The sequence below is a fragment of the Acinetobacter sp. N1-1 genome, from assembly GCF_056711485.1.
Map to the genome: position 1 here is coordinate 1694504 of NZ_JBWXUO010000012.1, position 14455 is coordinate 1708958.

Annotated in this window: 14 protein-coding genes and 1 pseudogene; 7 read left to right on the top strand and 8 right to left on the bottom strand. The window is 33.9% G+C overall.

Going from position 1 to position 14455, the window contains the following annotated elements; all coding sequences use genetic code 11:
- Nucleotides 1–58 precede the first annotated feature (58 nt).
- Nucleotides 59–358 (top strand): type II toxin-antitoxin system RelB/DinJ family antitoxin, encoded by a 300-nt coding sequence (locus AC1MPL_RS08400; protein ID WP_479765395.1) that lies wholly within the window; start codon nt 59–61, stop codon nt 356–358.
- On the opposite strand, the gene AC1MPL_RS08405 is transcribed toward AC1MPL_RS08400, so the two are convergent.
- On the bottom strand, nt 359–1060 hold the full coding sequence (locus AC1MPL_RS08405; RefSeq protein ID WP_479765396.1) for a pseudouridine synthase: 702 nt from the start codon (nt 1058–1060) through the stop codon (nt 359–361). It lies immediately after the preceding gene.
- 140 nt (nt 1061–1200) lie between these two features.
- Here AC1MPL_RS08405 and AC1MPL_RS08410 point away from each other — a divergent pair, with 140 nt between their 5' ends.
- The gene (locus AC1MPL_RS08410) at nt 1201–1653 is read left to right on the top strand and encodes a DUF441 domain-containing protein (RefSeq protein WP_479765397.1); all 453 of its coding nucleotides are present in this window, start codon (nt 1201–1203) and stop codon (nt 1651–1653) included.
- Here the strand turns inward: AC1MPL_RS08410 and AC1MPL_RS08415 are convergent.
- Both AC1MPL_RS08415 and AC1MPL_RS08420 read right to left on the bottom strand, forming a co-directional pair.
- Nucleotides 1650–2570 carry a LysR family transcriptional regulator gene (locus AC1MPL_RS08415; protein WP_479765399.1) on the bottom strand — a complete coding sequence of 307 codons (921 nt, stop codon included), beginning with the start codon at nt 2568–2570 and terminating at the stop codon, nt 1650–1652. The two genes, AC1MPL_RS08410 and AC1MPL_RS08415, sit on opposite strands and share 4 nt — an antisense overlap.
- 547 nt (nt 2571–3117) lie before the next feature.
- Nucleotides 3118–3981, bottom strand: coding sequence for an IS982 family transposase (locus tag AC1MPL_RS08420; RefSeq protein ID WP_479764820.1), 864 nt, complete (start codon nt 3979–3981; stop codon nt 3118–3120).
- Between the two features lie 183 nt (nt 3982–4164).
- On the opposite strand from AC1MPL_RS08420, the gene AC1MPL_RS08425 reads away from it, so the two are divergent.
- Entirely contained in the window at nt 4165–4926 is a 762-nt protein-coding gene (locus AC1MPL_RS08425; protein WP_479765400.1) for a class I SAM-dependent methyltransferase, read from the top strand.
- A gap of 173 nt (nt 4927–5099) precedes the next feature.
- A complete protein-coding gene (locus AC1MPL_RS08430; protein WP_479765401.1) occupies nt 5100–5969 on the top strand; it encodes an IS982 family transposase in 870 nt (289 codons plus the stop codon).
- Nucleotides 5970–6105: 136 nt separating this feature from the next.
- Here the strand turns inward: AC1MPL_RS08430 and AC1MPL_RS08435 are convergent, their stop codons facing one another.
- Together AC1MPL_RS08435 and AC1MPL_RS08440 are read right to left on the bottom strand one after the other, a co-directional pair.
- Nucleotides 6106–6492 carry a lysozyme inhibitor LprI family protein gene (locus AC1MPL_RS08435; RefSeq protein ID WP_479765402.1) on the bottom strand — a complete coding sequence of 129 codons (387 nt, stop codon included), beginning with the start codon at nt 6490–6492 and terminating at the stop codon, nt 6106–6108.
- A 70-nt stretch (nt 6493–6562) separates the two neighbouring features.
- Nucleotides 6563–6679, bottom strand: a pseudogene (locus AC1MPL_RS08440) (IS5/IS1182 family transposase); the annotation flags it as partial.
- 391 nt (nt 6680–7070) lie between these two features.
- On the opposite strand from AC1MPL_RS08440, the gene AC1MPL_RS08445 reads away from it, so the two are divergent.
- Entirely contained in the window at nt 7071–8102 is a 1032-nt protein-coding gene (locus tag AC1MPL_RS08445) for an NAD(P)H-dependent flavin oxidoreductase (protein ID WP_479765403.1), read from the top strand.
- 16 nt (nt 8103–8118) lie between these two features.
- Here AC1MPL_RS08445 and AC1MPL_RS08450 read toward each other — a convergent pair whose 3' ends face one another.
- On the bottom strand, nt 8119–9345 hold the full coding sequence (locus AC1MPL_RS08450) for an MFS transporter (protein WP_479765404.1): 1227 nt from the start codon (nt 9343–9345) through the stop codon (nt 8119–8121).
- A gap of 80 nt (nt 9346–9425) precedes the next feature.
- Between AC1MPL_RS08450 and AC1MPL_RS08455 the strand changes: the two genes are divergently transcribed.
- A complete protein-coding gene (locus AC1MPL_RS08455) occupies nt 9426–10196 on the top strand; it encodes an AraC family transcriptional regulator (protein WP_479766197.1) in 771 nt (256 codons plus the stop codon).
- Between the two features lie 3 nt (nt 10197–10199).
- On the opposite strand, the gene AC1MPL_RS08460 is transcribed toward AC1MPL_RS08455, so the two are convergent.
- Complete coding sequence (locus AC1MPL_RS08460) at nt 10200–11426, bottom strand: chloride channel protein (RefSeq protein WP_479765405.1); 1227 nt, start codon at nt 11424–11426, stop codon at nt 10200–10202.
- Nucleotides 11427–11571: 145 nt separating this feature from the next.
- Nucleotides 11572–13563: a transketolase gene (gene tkt, locus AC1MPL_RS08465; RefSeq protein WP_479765406.1), complete on the bottom strand. Its 1992-nt coding sequence runs from the start codon at nt 13561–13563 to the stop codon at nt 11572–11574.
- A 297-nt stretch (nt 13564–13860) separates the two neighbouring features.
- On the opposite strand from tkt, the gene AC1MPL_RS08470 reads away from it, so the two are divergent.
- A complete protein-coding gene (locus tag AC1MPL_RS08470) occupies nt 13861–14409 on the top strand; it encodes a hypothetical protein (protein WP_479765407.1) in 549 nt (182 codons plus the stop codon).
- Nucleotides 14410–14455: the final 46 nt, after the last annotated feature.

The window sequence follows — 14455 nt, forward strand, 5'->3', positions numbered from 1 at the left end:
TTCAAATTAATTTTATATTACCTAATACATTTATTCTTTTTTACTTTGGCTTGAACAAATGAGAAAAACAGAAGTCTACCAAGTCAGACTTGACTCACAAGAAAAAAAGCAAGCATTTGCAGTATTTAAACAATTAGGAATTACACCAGCACAAGCTGTACGTCTTTTTTTCAAACAAGTTGTACTCACAAAATCTATCCCTTTTTCTATTGAGAATAAAAATATCAATATGGAACAATTTGTTAAGCTAAAAAAGACAAAATCATCAACACAAAATGATGACAATCATGAAGACTTCTTTGATGAACTGAATGCACTGTTAAATGAAAGCAATAATGATCAAATGCCAAAAACATAACTAGCTTTTTATACGTTGTATATCTTCAAGCGATAAATATTGCCATTCTCCCTCATTTAACTCTTGTGGTAATTCAAATGATCCAATTTTGTTTCTATGTAGAGTTAATACCTTATTTCCAATTGCTGCAATCATTCGTTTAACCTGATGGTATACACCTTGATGAACCGTCATCAAACATTGATGATCTGATATTTTTTTAACATCTGTCGCTGCAAATAAACCCTTTTCCCCTTTTAAACTCACGCCATCTTCAAGTCGTTTAAGTTGTTCATCTGTCAAAGGATCTATAACCTGAACAAGATACTGCTTTCCTACATGCTTTTTAGGATGTGTTAGCGCTTGAATAAACTGACCATCATCACTAAATAATAATAATCCAGTTGTGTCTTGATCTAAACGTCCAATAGACTGTACTCCTCTAGCATTAAATAAAGGAGGAATTAACTCATAGACACTAAAATGATGTACTGCCTGATGTGAGCACTCATACCCTTTAGGTTTATTTAATAAAATATATAACTTTTCTGCATAATCATAAGACTCATCTGAAACATTAAAAACAAGTCCAAGAGGCTTAAAATCCTCTTTAGGATCACAACATACTTCACCATTTATTTCAACGAGACCATTTACAATGAGCTGTTGACACACTTTTCTTGAACCAAAACCTTGTGATTGTAATATCTTATCTAAACGCATATTACTAATTCCTATATTTCAATAACTCTAAATATGTTACCCAATTTTCAAGTGAACTTATTATTTTTCTTAGATGTATAGAAGAAAAATGTCTAAACCCGTTACAATAAATCTAAATTCTATCCCATTATAATGATGCTATGCCTTCTTTAGACTTAAACCTTGTTGCACTTATTGTTTTACTCGTATGTGGTGTGCTAAGTCATAACTCTTCTGTGACTATTGCAAGCGCGATTCTTATTGTTATAAAGATCTCTCCACTTTCAATATACTTCCCTTTCATTCAAAGCCATGCGCTAAATTTTGGTGTTACTATCCTCACTATTGGTGTACTCACACCAATCGCAAGTGGGAAAATTGCAGGAGATACATTGCTCAAATCTTTTTTAAGCTACAAATCTATCTTAGCGATTATTATTGGACTATTGGTTGCTTGGTTAGGTGGTCGCGGTGTTAAACTTATGAGCAGTCAGCCCGATGTTGTTGCAGGCTTACTTATTGGTACAGTTGCAGGCGTTGCTTTATTGCGTGGTGTACCTGTAGGCCCACTGATTGCAGCAGGCATACTTTCATTATTTATTTATAAAGGTTAAGAAGAATAATACTGACTTCGTTGTTGAGAAAACTTATCTAATTGCTTTAAAAAGCCTTCAAAATAATTTTTCTCTTTTTCTTCACTACGGTAGCCTGCATATAAAGTACGGCGTAACCCTTGTGGTGCAATACAGTCTAAACGGCGACTGGTCACCCAGCCTTTTTGCTCATATTCTTTTACAACCCAATCAGGTAATGCCCCAATTCCTCGACCACTCGCAACAAGTTGAATGAGCATTTGTGTTAAGTCCGTCGTTCTTATATGTTTTGGTTGAATATTCGCAGGTATAAATAAATGCGACATAATATCTAAACGGTGCTTATCTACAGGATACGTAATCAGTGTTTCTTCTGCTAGTGCTTGTACCGTGATCCTTTCTGCACGTACCAAAGGATGTGTATTTGATAGTACTAATCGAGACTCATACTCAAAAATAGGAAAATATTCCACACCTTTTAACGCAATAGGATCTGCTGTAATTAATAAATCAAACTCACCATTTTGTAATAACTCATGCGGGTTCGACTCAAATGCTGGCGCAAAGTCTAAATCAACATCAGGATATTGCTGACGATATTGATTTAACAATGGCATAAGCCAATCAAAACAGCTATGGCATTCAGATGAAAAAATAATACGTCCCGTCTGTCCATGAATAATTCGCGTAATATCACTTTGTGTAATATGGATCTGTGGCAAAATATCATCAGCGAGCTTTAAAAGTCTTTGTCCAACATTTGAAAATTGAACAGGGCGACTGCGACGATTTACTACTTCTACCCCATACCAATGATCAAGCTCTTTTAACTGATGAGAAATTGCAGAAGGTGTTAAACATAAATCACTTGCAGCAGCGACCAATGAACCATGCTCACGCAGTGCAAGTAATGTTCTTAAATGACGAATTTCTAACATAATACTATTATTAGTTGAATTTAATTCATTATACCACAAAACTATTTAGGCAACCTCAATACCTATGAATATCAAAGATTTGTAAATAAGTTATGTTTCCTTAATAAAATTACATCTCAACACACCAACAATCTACTTTCGCAAAAGGATCAAGTATGTAACAAAATATTAAATATACCAACAAAAGCACAGGTAAAAATAAGATATAGTAGTGAGTAGTTGAATTACTACGCACTATTACCATATCCTATGCTTATTGCAAATAAAATTAGCCTTAACTCAATATATAAGAATTTTTAATTTAAAAAAATACTACACATCTGTAAAATAAAAATCATAAATTAATCGATTTATTCTATTATTTAAAATATAAAACGTACACAACTCACAAGAAATAAATAATTCCTAGATTTACACAATAAAACCTACTCACCTCTTTAACTACTCTAACAATCGACATATATATAAATCATTCACTTAAAACTGATATTTCTTTTAATAAATGCTTAAATGACTTATTTAACCCGAATCACGGATAAGAAATTATTTATAAGTCCTGAACTTTAGGTTTAGTCGCAGTACATTGATAAGCAATCAAAGTCGCATAAATATGAGCAATATACCCTCGCCATGAACGATGACGAGAGTTTTCTAATCCAAAGCTTTCTTTGAGCTGCCCATTCACTGTTTCAAGCAAGTTTCTTTGACACATATAATGCTCATCTTCTTTACGTAAAGGAGGTGCATCCATATTTGATCTTGTTCGTGTAATCAGCTCACAGCCTTGTTTTTCAAAGAATTGCTGATGGAATTTAGAAATATATCCTCGATCTGCAAATAATTTACCCTGAAATTTACTCATATTGAATAATGGATAGGCCACTTGGATATCAGCCCTTTTCCCCGTGGTCACTAAAGCAGATACAATCTCACAAGCACGGTTGACCATAAGATGTAGTTTAAACCCATAGAACCATCCCGTAGAAGATTTTCCTCGACTGGCTTTTTCCTTAAAGGTTCTATGTCTTGAAATTCTCATATTTTTACAAACCCGTAATGGCGTTGAATCCATGAAGTGAATGTGATCTTTTTTAGCTTTCCCTCGAATCGCTTCAAAGAATGCAATGATGGCATCTGCATATTGATTGATGAGTGCATTAATACGAGCATAGCAAGGTAGATATTTAAATGCTTTGCGATGGTAAAGTTGAATAAAGACAATGAATTGCTTAAATGTTTTAAATCCACTGAGGTGTGACCATACAGCTAAAAAAATGACTTCTGATAGCTCTAATAGTGCTTGACGAGAACGTTGTCTTACTCCAGATTCTTTCAAGGCTTCAAAATAAATAGGCTTAAATTGAATACAAAAGTCATCGATCAAGCAAAATAGTTCCGTATAATCGTACATAGAAGGTTGTCTGCTTACTTGTGTCTAGAAACTCAATAAAGTAAGGCAATCTTCTATTTTTTTATAATTCTTTAGCTTCGCTTATCCGTGATTCGGGTTATTTACAAATCCTATTTATTAATAGCGTCTAAATTAGATTATATTCTCATAAAGGAATTAATTTAGTATCGGAAATCATTAAAAATGGATAATCATAATTTTAAAGACTATTTTTCTGGTCACTCAAATGATTACGCAACATATAGACCATCATATCCCAAAGCATTAGCAGTTGAGCTTGCTAAGCTTTGTAAAAATACAAAATTAGCCTTAGACTGTGGATGTGGTACAGGGCAACTATCTACACTACTTGCTGAAGAGTTTGACTTCGTTATTGGAACAGATGCAAGTCAATCTCAAATAGAAAATGCAAAGCAAAAGGATAATATTATCTATAAAACTGCAACAGCAGAAAATAGTAGATTAGATGCCCACAGCATTGATTTAATAAGTGTAGCTCAGGCTGCACATTGGCTAAATTTAGAAAATTTTTATAAAGAAGCAATAAGAATAGCCAAACCAAATGCTATTTTAGCACTCATTACTTATGGCATCTTACATATAGATGATCATAAAATAGATAAAATCATTCAAGAATTTTATTACCAAACTATTGGCCCATATTGGCCTAAAGAAAGAAAACATGTTGAAAATGGCTATAAAGATTTATTATTCCCTTTTCATGAGTGTCCATTTCCTAAGTTGAATATGGAAGAATCTTGGAATTTGAATCAATTAGTTAACTATATTAATACTTGGTCAGCAGTGAAAGATGCTCAAAAAAAATTAAATATCAATCCCATACATCATTTACAACTAGAACTAGAAGCGCTATGGGGAAATCCAGATTCCAACAAGAAAATTATATGGCCTTTATCTGTAAGAGTTGGAACAATAAAAATCTGATAATTTACATTCACTTTTAAAAATATGATTAATCAATGTAATTTAATCTATATTCAAAAAATAAAACACCTAATATACTATTAACCCGAATCCTGTTTAAGGATTTATTTGAAAAAGCAAAGGATTAGAGCCATAAGTTGAGTTACGACACACGACTTACCACTCTAATCCTCATGACTGATATTACCGCTTTATTCTGTACCATTGATGATTTTTTTATAAAATTTGAATCCACTTATTTGAAATTTCTAAAACAGAATCAATACTTCAAACGAATACGACCATCAAAACTCAGTTTGTCTGAAATCATATTTATTGCCATTTACTATAAATCCTCTCAATTTAACAACTTTAAAGCCTTTTTCTTCTCATTAAAAAACCATCAAAGACAATGGTTTAAATACTTACCATGTTACCAACGTATCACCCACCTGATCAGTATGCATCAATTGGCATTACATGCTTTGCATACTGCACTTATGAAAGATAAACAAAGCGATTATTTATGGATTGACTCAACCACGCTACCTGTATGTAAAAACCAACGAATTACTCGTCATAAATCTCTATCCAAAATTGCCACACGAGGTAAAAGTTCAATGGGTTGGTTCTTTGGTTGTAAGTTACATGTCGCCATGAATGCTGATGGAGATATGGTCAGTACAGAATTATCGAATGGGCACATTGCTGATATAAAAATGGTAGAAGATTTAGTCAGAGGTTTTAAAGCGACAGTCTATGCAGATCGTGGCTATATTAGCCAAAGTCTTAAAGAGAAACTGAGATTACAAAAGATTGACTTAGTCACCTATCATAGGAAAAATATGAAAGTAATACAGTTATCTAAGACAGATCAACACTATTTGAAGCAACGAAATAAGATTGAAACATTGTTTGGTTTGTTGAAAGCTAAATACAACTTAGTGACAAGTAAGGCGAGAAGTGTTCAAGGCTATTTAGCAGAAATTTATGCATCTTTGTGTGCGTATCAGGTTTGTCATAAGAATAAGCCGAACATTCGAATCATCGGTGCTTCGGCTTAAACAGGATTTGGGTTATTAGGATTTTTTAAGCTATATCCTCCTGACAGGAAAATAATTTTTTACAAAGTGATTATTATCTAACAATCACTTTGTACATCTTCATTAGGTGTATATTTACTTAGCACTTTTTGATAAATTAATGTAATTGGCAGGTCATATCACCCTCTTCACATTTCAATATTTTATTCAAATCAATAATTCGTAAATCAGTTTTTTCTTTTAAACAGTTTGCATAAACCATTGGTTGTACTGAACCTTCACGTGTTGGATAACTTTGTGCATTACAATCATCATCTCTAAACTTTATCCATGATCGTTGCGCTTTCTTCAATACCTTTTGAAACTCAACATCTTTATTAGATATAATTTCTTTAAAAACCTTATTCAATTTTTTATCAGACGTTTTAAATGCAATATTTGCGCAAATATTCATATCTGATTGGTTTATGGCATTATTGCAATCTCTAGCAAATATTCCACAAGAAATTATGGTAAATGTAATAAAAACATATATTTTTTTCATTTTTTAAATACCTATATATTTGATAGCCAATCATAAAAATATAAATACGTCATTAGAGATCTTTCATAAATCACCTTTTACTCAGCTCTAAATTATAGATTCCTGCAATCAAATTGAACCTTAAGCCAAGTCATTTACCTCTGTTTCGATAACGTTCTGCTAGAGTTTTGAAATTCTTTAATGTACCGAATGGCATACCCAATCCCAATTCTTCTTTTATTGATTTCTCAATTATATATTTTTAGCACAAGATCTAATCTACAACGTTTTTAGGCTTGCTCGGCAAAAAGTTATCAGAATATAGAGAGAGCATAATTTCTTGATAATCCTTATCCGCAAGAATAAATGAATTTATTGAAATCAAATGAAAATTGCATTTGAGTAGTTTAAAATCATACTACACAACTTCAAAATTTCCTCATAATTTACGTCTAAAAACCCTTAGTTAATAAATTAATACATGATTTATATTCATATATAAATCCTAAAGATTAAATATAAAACCTTAATTGTATTACTTCCGATATAAGAAAATTTCATATATATTCATAGAATAATAATGAATTAAAGATTAACCAATGGATCTCACATCTTATTTAGGGATAAAGTACCCTATATTTTTAGCACCTATGGCAGGTGTTTCTACACCACTATTGGCAGCAACTGTTTCTAATCAAGGCGGATTAGGTGCGCTAGGTTTAGGTTCAAGCACTCTTGATCATGCAATAGAACAAATTAAACTCACAAAAAAACTCACAAAAAGACCTTTTCAGCTTAACTTCTTTTGCCATAACGAGCATGATTTAGATATTGATAAAGAAAAAGAATGGATTAAATTTCTATCAAAAGAATTCGATCATCGAGGAGCACCGCCACCAAGCCAATTGCATAGATTATATTCAAGCTTCACAAATAACGATGACTTTACCAATATGGTTTTAGATGTAAAACCAAAAGTGATTAGTTTTCATTTTGGTCTACCCTCAAAAAAACAAATTGCGGCACTCAAAAATGCAGGCATTATCACAATGGTTTCTATTACTCAACTTTCAGAAGCTTTACAAGCACAATCATATGGAATAGATATACTTATTGCCCAAGGTATTGAAGCAGGTGGACACAGAGGCATCTTTAATGAAAATAATGACCCTGCCATATTCACAAAAGATTTAGTTCAGGCGCTCATTGAAAACCCATCCGTTACTTTGCCTATAGTCGCAGCAGGTGGCATTATGACAGGCAAAGATATTAGTGAAATGATAGATTTAGGTGCCTCTGCTGCACAGCTTGGTACAGCTTTTATTACATGCGCAGAGTCAGCAGCCAACCAAAGTTATAAAAAAGCTTTACTTGAAAGTAACTATACACAAATCACTCGGAGTATATCAGGTAGACCTGCAAGAAGTTTATTCAGTCATTGGCATACAGATATTGATATATCGGAAAAGCCCAAAGACCCAGGATACCCTTTTACTTACGACATTGCTAAGCAACTGAATATGCTAGATCCTATAAACTTTCCTATTTATTGGGCTGGCTGTAATGTTTCTAAAATACGCCCATTGGATGCTGCAGCATTAATGCAGACTTTAGTTTCCGAAATGAATTAAAAGTATCTCACTTCACTCAAATATCTCGAACATATGACTTTGGTAAAAATAAAGTAAATATCCCTAATAATGGTAGATACGCACATAAATGAAATATCCACTCAATACCGTGCGTATCTGCCAATATGCCAAGACCCGCAGCAGCAATACCACTCACACCAAACATTGAGCCAAACATTAGACCCGATATCATACCTACACGACCTGGTATTGCCTCTTGTACGTACACAATCATTGCAGACAAAGCAGAGGATATAATAAGCCCAGCCATAATTGCAGCAAAACTTGTCCAAAACAGGCTAACATAAGGCAAAACCATAGCAAAAGGAATCATTCCTAAAAAGGATAACCAAATAACAGCCCTTCTTCCAATTTTATCGCCAAGTGGACCACCAAAAAAAGTACCTATTGCAATAGCTGCTAAAAATAAGAATAAGTACAATTGTGCACTTGGCAAAGAAATATTAAATTTATGAATCAAATAAAATGTATAATAATTACTGATACTTGCAATATATGTAAACTTTGTAAGGATAAGAATAGAAATGACAACAATAGCTTGTACTAATTTTTTTCCATGTAACCTAGGATATACCCCTGCATGACTCTTCACTATTTTTGATTGTGTATGCGTTACTGTCCATTTACTTACACGAAACAAAATCCAAATTGCGCATAATGCAAACAATATCAGCCATACAAAAGAAGCTTGCCCATAAGGAAGTACAATTACAGCAACAAGTAAAGGGCCTATTGCAGATCCAGTATTTCCACCAACTTGAAATAATGACTGTGCTGTACCAAACTTACCACCCGATGCCATTCTAGCAACCCGAGAGGCTTCAGGATGGAAAGTAGATGAGCCAATACCAATAAAAGATGCTGAAATGATTAATACATAAAAGCTATGTGCAAATGCCAACATTACAATTCCGACAAGTGTTACCACCATACCTAAAGGTAAAAGATAAGGTTTTGGTTTTTTGTCTGTATATAACCCAACCCATGGCTGAAGCAACGATGCAGTCACTTGATATACCAGAGAGATCAAACCAATTTGAGCAAAACTGAGTGAAAAATTACTTTTTAATAATGGATAAATCGCTGGCAATGATGCCTGTATAAGATCATTCAGTAAATGAGCAAAAGTAATATAAAAAATAATATGGTATACCATTTTTGATATATTTTGAGATACTTGAGAATCTATAATCTCTGTCGTCGTCTGAGCTGGAGATTGCATAACATGCCTTTATAACTTGTGACTTTATTCAAATTGATTATAATTTGTCGTAATAACATATATATTCCAAAAAATATTGTATAAGTGACAAAATTATGGCTTCTTCTTCAGAACAGCTTGTAATCTCCAAAGGTTCTAAATCTAAATATGGAGATATTTTTAGTCCCCATTCACACAGTCGTGCACAGCTTCTTTATGCATCACAAGGCACAATACGAGTAAATACTCCCGATAATATTTGGATCGTTCCTTCTAATTGCGCCCTTTGGATTCCCGCATTTATTGAACATAGCGTTATATCTTTAAGTACTGCCACCTTAAGTACAGCTCTTGTTGAAAAAAATGCATCAGATATCTTAGGTAAAAACTGCTTTTTATTAAGAATGTCTAACCTATTAAAAGAGCTTGTCTTAAGACTCAATCAAATAGATATTATAGAAAAAACATCTACACCTTATAACAAAGAATTAAAAACCTCATTACAGTTACTTATCTTTGATGAAATTCAACGAGCAAGAACACTCCCCATAGATATTCCTTGGCCTAAAGATCAGCGTCTAATATTTATTTGTGAACAGCTCATCAATAGACCCAATATTCGCTACGATTTAAATATATGGTCTGAAAAAATTGGAACGAGCACACGTACATTAATGCGACTTTTTAAGAAAGAAACAGGACTTCCATATAGAGGTTGGATTCAACAAATGCATATTATGCTTGCCCTAGGTCACCTTACAGAGGGCAAGTCTATTTCAAACATTTCCGAACTGCTTGGCTATGCCACACCAAGCATTTTTAGTGCAATGTTTAAAAAAAATATTGGTGTATCGCCTAAAGATTTTAGATAAACTCTAATTATCTTGATTGGGCTTTTGTATCCGATACAAACCACAATTTCCAGAAAATAAATAGGCCAACAAACAAGTAATTATGGCATAGGTCATTATTTGAGTTCCGAACAACTCTAACCCTAAAATAATTGATGTTAACGGCGCTTTACTTGCACCAGAAAATAGACTAATTAATCCCAAACCTGCAAGTAATGAAATAGGAACAGGTAGAAAACCACCTAACGCATTTCCTAATGTTGTACCAACAAAGAATAACGGTGTAATTTCTCCACCTTTAAACCCAGAGCCTAATGTCACAGCTGTAAAAATAATTTTATTGATTGAATCCCAAATTGATAACGGTATATAAAATGCTGCGATAACCTTATCTGTACCCAAACCATTGAATTGCTGCGACCCAACCAGTAATGTTAACAACATAATAATAACACCACCTACAAATGGTCTAAACGTCATTGAAGGTATCGCTTTTTTAAATAGTTTACTAATTAAATGAATCGTCATAATAAATAGACGTGCAGCTATACCAAATATTAAACCTGCGACAACCAAGCTGAATAGTATTTTTATATTCAACTCAGGAAAATTTGAAATAATATAAAATGTATGTGGATGTACAACATGAAATATTGCAGGTATTTGAGCCGCAATTAAAGCAGAAATAAAACAAGGAAAGACGGCTGAGTAACGCAGACTCCCTAATGCTGTAATTTCTAGACCATAAATTGCACCTGCAAGAGGTAAACCAAAAATTCCTGAAAATCCAGCACCTATGCTCGCCATAAGAAATATTTTTCTATTATCACGAGAAACACCTAAGACTTGTGTCACATGGTCTGTAAGTGCACCAGAAAGCTGTACAGCTGGTGCTTCCCTACCTGCTGAACCACCAAACAACTGCGTTAAAATAGCAGTAAAAAATATCAGTGGGCTCATTCTTTTAGGAATAAAAGACTTCGGCTGTTGAATTTCATCAATAAATAAATGTGTACCTTTTTCTATAGGAGTGCCATATTTATAAAATAAATAGCCAATAAACAGCCCAGTAAATGGTAATAAAAAAATTAACCATGGATATTCAAAGCGAATACTATTCGCCAAATCGAAACAGCTAAAAATGAGTGTTGATGTAAACCCTGCAACTAATCCAATCGCAATAGATGCACAGAGCCAATAACACACATATTTAATAATCTGACCGTATTCTGAAGATGGAAAAATTTTCATTTTTTATTATCACATCTAGGCATAAAAATGATTAATAGGTAGGCTATCCTAACATGTAACACAATATGTATAGCTAAAAAATCAATTTTTTTCATAAAAAAAAGCCCCTAGATATATCTAAAGGCTTTTTCTTCAATAAAACTTATTATGCAGTAAAACTTTTTACAGCCTCTACCACAGCATTTACAGTAATACCAAAATGCTCAAATAATGCTTTCGCTGGCGCAGACTCTCCATACGTAGTCATACCAATAACTTTTCCATCTAAACCAACAAACTTCCACCAGTAATCAGCATGTGCAGCTTCCACAGCAACACGTGCACGAATCTGTGTAGGTAATACAGCTTCACGATAAGTAGCATCTTGTTGCATGAATACTTCAGCACATGGCATAGACACAACACGCACACCCTCTAATTGAGCATGTGCTTGCATAGCAATATCTACTTCTGAACCTGTTGCAATGATAATCGCTTTTAATGGGCCGTTTTCTTCTGCAAGTACATAACCGCCTTTTGCAACATTTTCAATTTGTGCAGCAGTACGTGTTTGGAATGGTAAATTCTGACGAGAAAGAATTAAAGCAGATGGGCCATTTTTACGCAGTAAAGATGATTTCCATGCAACAGCCGTTTCGACAGTATCAGCAGGACGCCATGTATTTAAGTTTGGTGTATTACGTAAAGATGCAATTTGTTCAATTGGTTGATGCGTTGGACCATCTTCACCTAAACCAATTGAGTCATGTGTATAGACATGAATAACACGTTGCTTCATTAATGCAGACATACGTACCGCATTACGTGCATACTCCATAAACATAAGGAATGTCGCAACATATGGTACAAAACCACCATGTAAAGCCACACCATTTGCAATAGCAGTCATACCAAACTCACGCACACCATAGTATACGTAGTTACCAGCAGGGTTATCTTGAACCCCTTCACAACCTTTCCAAAGCGTAAGGTTTGAACCTGCTAAATCAGCTGAACCACCCAATAACTCAGGAAGTTTAGGGCCAAAAGCTTGTAGTGTATTTTGGCTTGCTTTACGCGATGCAATAGATTCTGCTTTTTCTACGGTTTCAGCAATAAATGTATCTGCTTGTGCTACAAAACTTTCAGGTAGATCACCATGTAAACGGCGTAATAATTCAGCCGCTTCCGTTGGATATTTTGCTTCATATTTTGCAAATACAACATTCCAAGCTTCCTCAGCTTGCTGACCTTTTTCTTTTGCATCCCATGCTGCATAAACATCTTCAGGGATTACAAAAGCTTCCGCTTCTGCCCAACCTAAAGCTTCACGTGTTAAAGTAATTTCGTCTGTACCAAGTGGCGCACCATGGCTTGACTCTTTACCTTGCTTATTTGGTGAACCCAAACCAATTACTGTCTTACATACAATTAATGTCGGTTTTTGAGTTTCTTGTTTTGCTTCTAATGTTGCCTGACGAATTGCAGCTTGGTTATGACCATCTACATGCAGAACTTGCCAACCATAAGCATGGAAGCGTTTTTCTGTATCATCGCTAAACCAGCCTTCAACTTCACCATCAATTGAAATACCGTTATCATCATAGTATGCAACAAGCTTACCAAGACCTAATGTTCCTGCTAAAGAGCACACCTCATGTGAAATACCTTCCATAAGGCAACCATCACCTAAAAATGCGTAGGTATAATGGTCAACAACTTTAAAATCATCTTTATTGAACTGTGCAGCTAATGTTTTTTCTGCAAGTGCAAAACCTACAGCGTTTGCAATACCTTGACCTAAAGGACCAGTTGTCGTTTCTATACCTGGTGCATAACCTAACTCAGGATGACCTGGTGTTTTTGAATGTAGTTGACGGAACTGTTTAAGATCCTCTAAAGACAATTCATATCCTGTTAAATGAAGCAATGCATACTGAAGCATAGACCCATGACCATTTGACAACACAAAACGGTCACGGTTCACCCATTGTGGATTTGTTGGGTTATGGTTTAAAAATTCACGCCAAACAACGTCAGCGATGTCTGCCATCCCCATTGGCGCGCCAGGATGCCCTGAATTCGCTTGTTGAACAGCATCCATAGCGAGTACACGAATTGCATTTGCAATACGACGTTCATTTAAAGGGGTCGTCATAGGTCAGAGTCCAAAGTAATGATTAACGAAAATGAATAAAAATTCAAAACAGGTGTATTGTCTTAAAAAAAACATACGGGGTAAAGCCTAACAGCATATTATTTATACACTATGACTCAGACTCTAATATAAGTTACAAAATTTCCTTAACTTTTTTTTGAAAAAGCTATTTTAATTACCATCTTGTAACAAAATAAGTATATCAATAAACGAATTACATTATATTCCTTTACACTATTTTCTATAAAAACCACATAACATAAATATAGATTCCATAAAGAAACAAAAAGGCAAAACATGAATAAAACAACTGTGTTTTTTGCAACTACTCTTTTATCACTTGCAAGTGTTTCTGCTTTTGCAGACGGTAACTTAGGCAATATGACAGATAATCTACGTACTTCTATTACACAACACAAAGATAATACTGAAAAAGGCTATGAAAAAATAAAGAATATAGCATCTGAAAAAGGACAAGACTTTAAAGAAGATGCAAGTCAAAAGTTCAAAAATGCTGAAATAAAAACTAAAGATTTTGGACATAACTTACATGGTAAAACTGAAGAATTTAACAAAGATGTAAAAGAAAAATATGCACATGCCAAGCATGAAACACCACATGCATATGATAAAAGCAAACATTCATTAAAACATAGAACAGAAGAAGGTAAGCATTACGCAGAAAAAAAATGGGATAACACCAAAGCAATATCAAAAGAAAAAACTGAGCACTTATCAAAAGATTTTAAGCACGATGAGGCTGTAGTAAAAACGAAAGCTAATGATGCTAAAAACGATATGAAAAATAAAATAGATTCTTGGAAAGAACCATCTACAGTTCAGTAAAATCAATTTAATTAAGCACTTTATACAAAAATAAAGTGCTTAATTA

Excerpts from the sequence above, each read along its gene's own strand:
- AC1MPL_RS08400 (WP_479765395.1), top strand. The coding sequence starts at position 59 with ATGAGAAAAACAGAAGTCTACCAAGTCAGACTTGACTCACAAGAAAAA.
- AC1MPL_RS08405 (WP_479765396.1), bottom strand. The coding sequence starts at position 1,060 with ATGCGTTTAGATAAGATATTACAATCACAAGGTTTTGGTTCAAGAAAA.
- AC1MPL_RS08410 (WP_479765397.1), top strand. The coding sequence starts at position 1,201 with ATGCCTTCTTTAGACTTAAACCTTGTTGCACTTATTGTTTTACTCGTA.
- AC1MPL_RS08415 (WP_479765399.1), bottom strand. The coding sequence starts at position 2,570 with ATGTTAGAAATTCGTCATTTAAGAACATTACTTGCACTGCGTGAGCAT.
- AC1MPL_RS08420 (WP_479764820.1), bottom strand. The coding sequence starts at position 3,981 with ATGTACGATTATACGGAACTATTTTGCTTGATCGATGACTTTTGTATT.
- AC1MPL_RS08425 (WP_479765400.1), top strand. The coding sequence starts at position 4,165 with ATGGATAATCATAATTTTAAAGACTATTTTTCTGGTCACTCAAATGAT.
- AC1MPL_RS08430 (WP_479765401.1), top strand. The coding sequence starts at position 5,100 with ATGACTGATATTACCGCTTTATTCTGTACCATTGATGATTTTTTTATA.
- AC1MPL_RS08435 (WP_479765402.1), bottom strand. The coding sequence starts at position 6,492 with ATGAAAAAAATATATGTTTTTATTACATTTACCATAATTTCTTGTGGA.
- AC1MPL_RS08445 (WP_479765403.1), top strand. The coding sequence starts at position 7,071 with ATGGATCTCACATCTTATTTAGGGATAAAGTACCCTATATTTTTAGCA.
- AC1MPL_RS08450 (WP_479765404.1), bottom strand. The coding sequence starts at position 9,345 with ATGCAATCTCCAGCTCAGACGACGACAGAGATTATAGATTCTCAAGTA.
- AC1MPL_RS08460 (WP_479765405.1), bottom strand. The coding sequence starts at position 11,426 with ATGAAAATTTTTCCATCTTCAGAATACGGTCAGATTATTAAATATGTG.
- tkt (WP_479765406.1), bottom strand. The coding sequence starts at position 13,563 with ATGACGACCCCTTTAAATGAACGTCGTATTGCAAATGCAATTCGTGTA.
- AC1MPL_RS08470 (WP_479765407.1), top strand. The coding sequence starts at position 13,861 with ATGAATAAAACAACTGTGTTTTTTGCAACTACTCTTTTATCACTTGCA.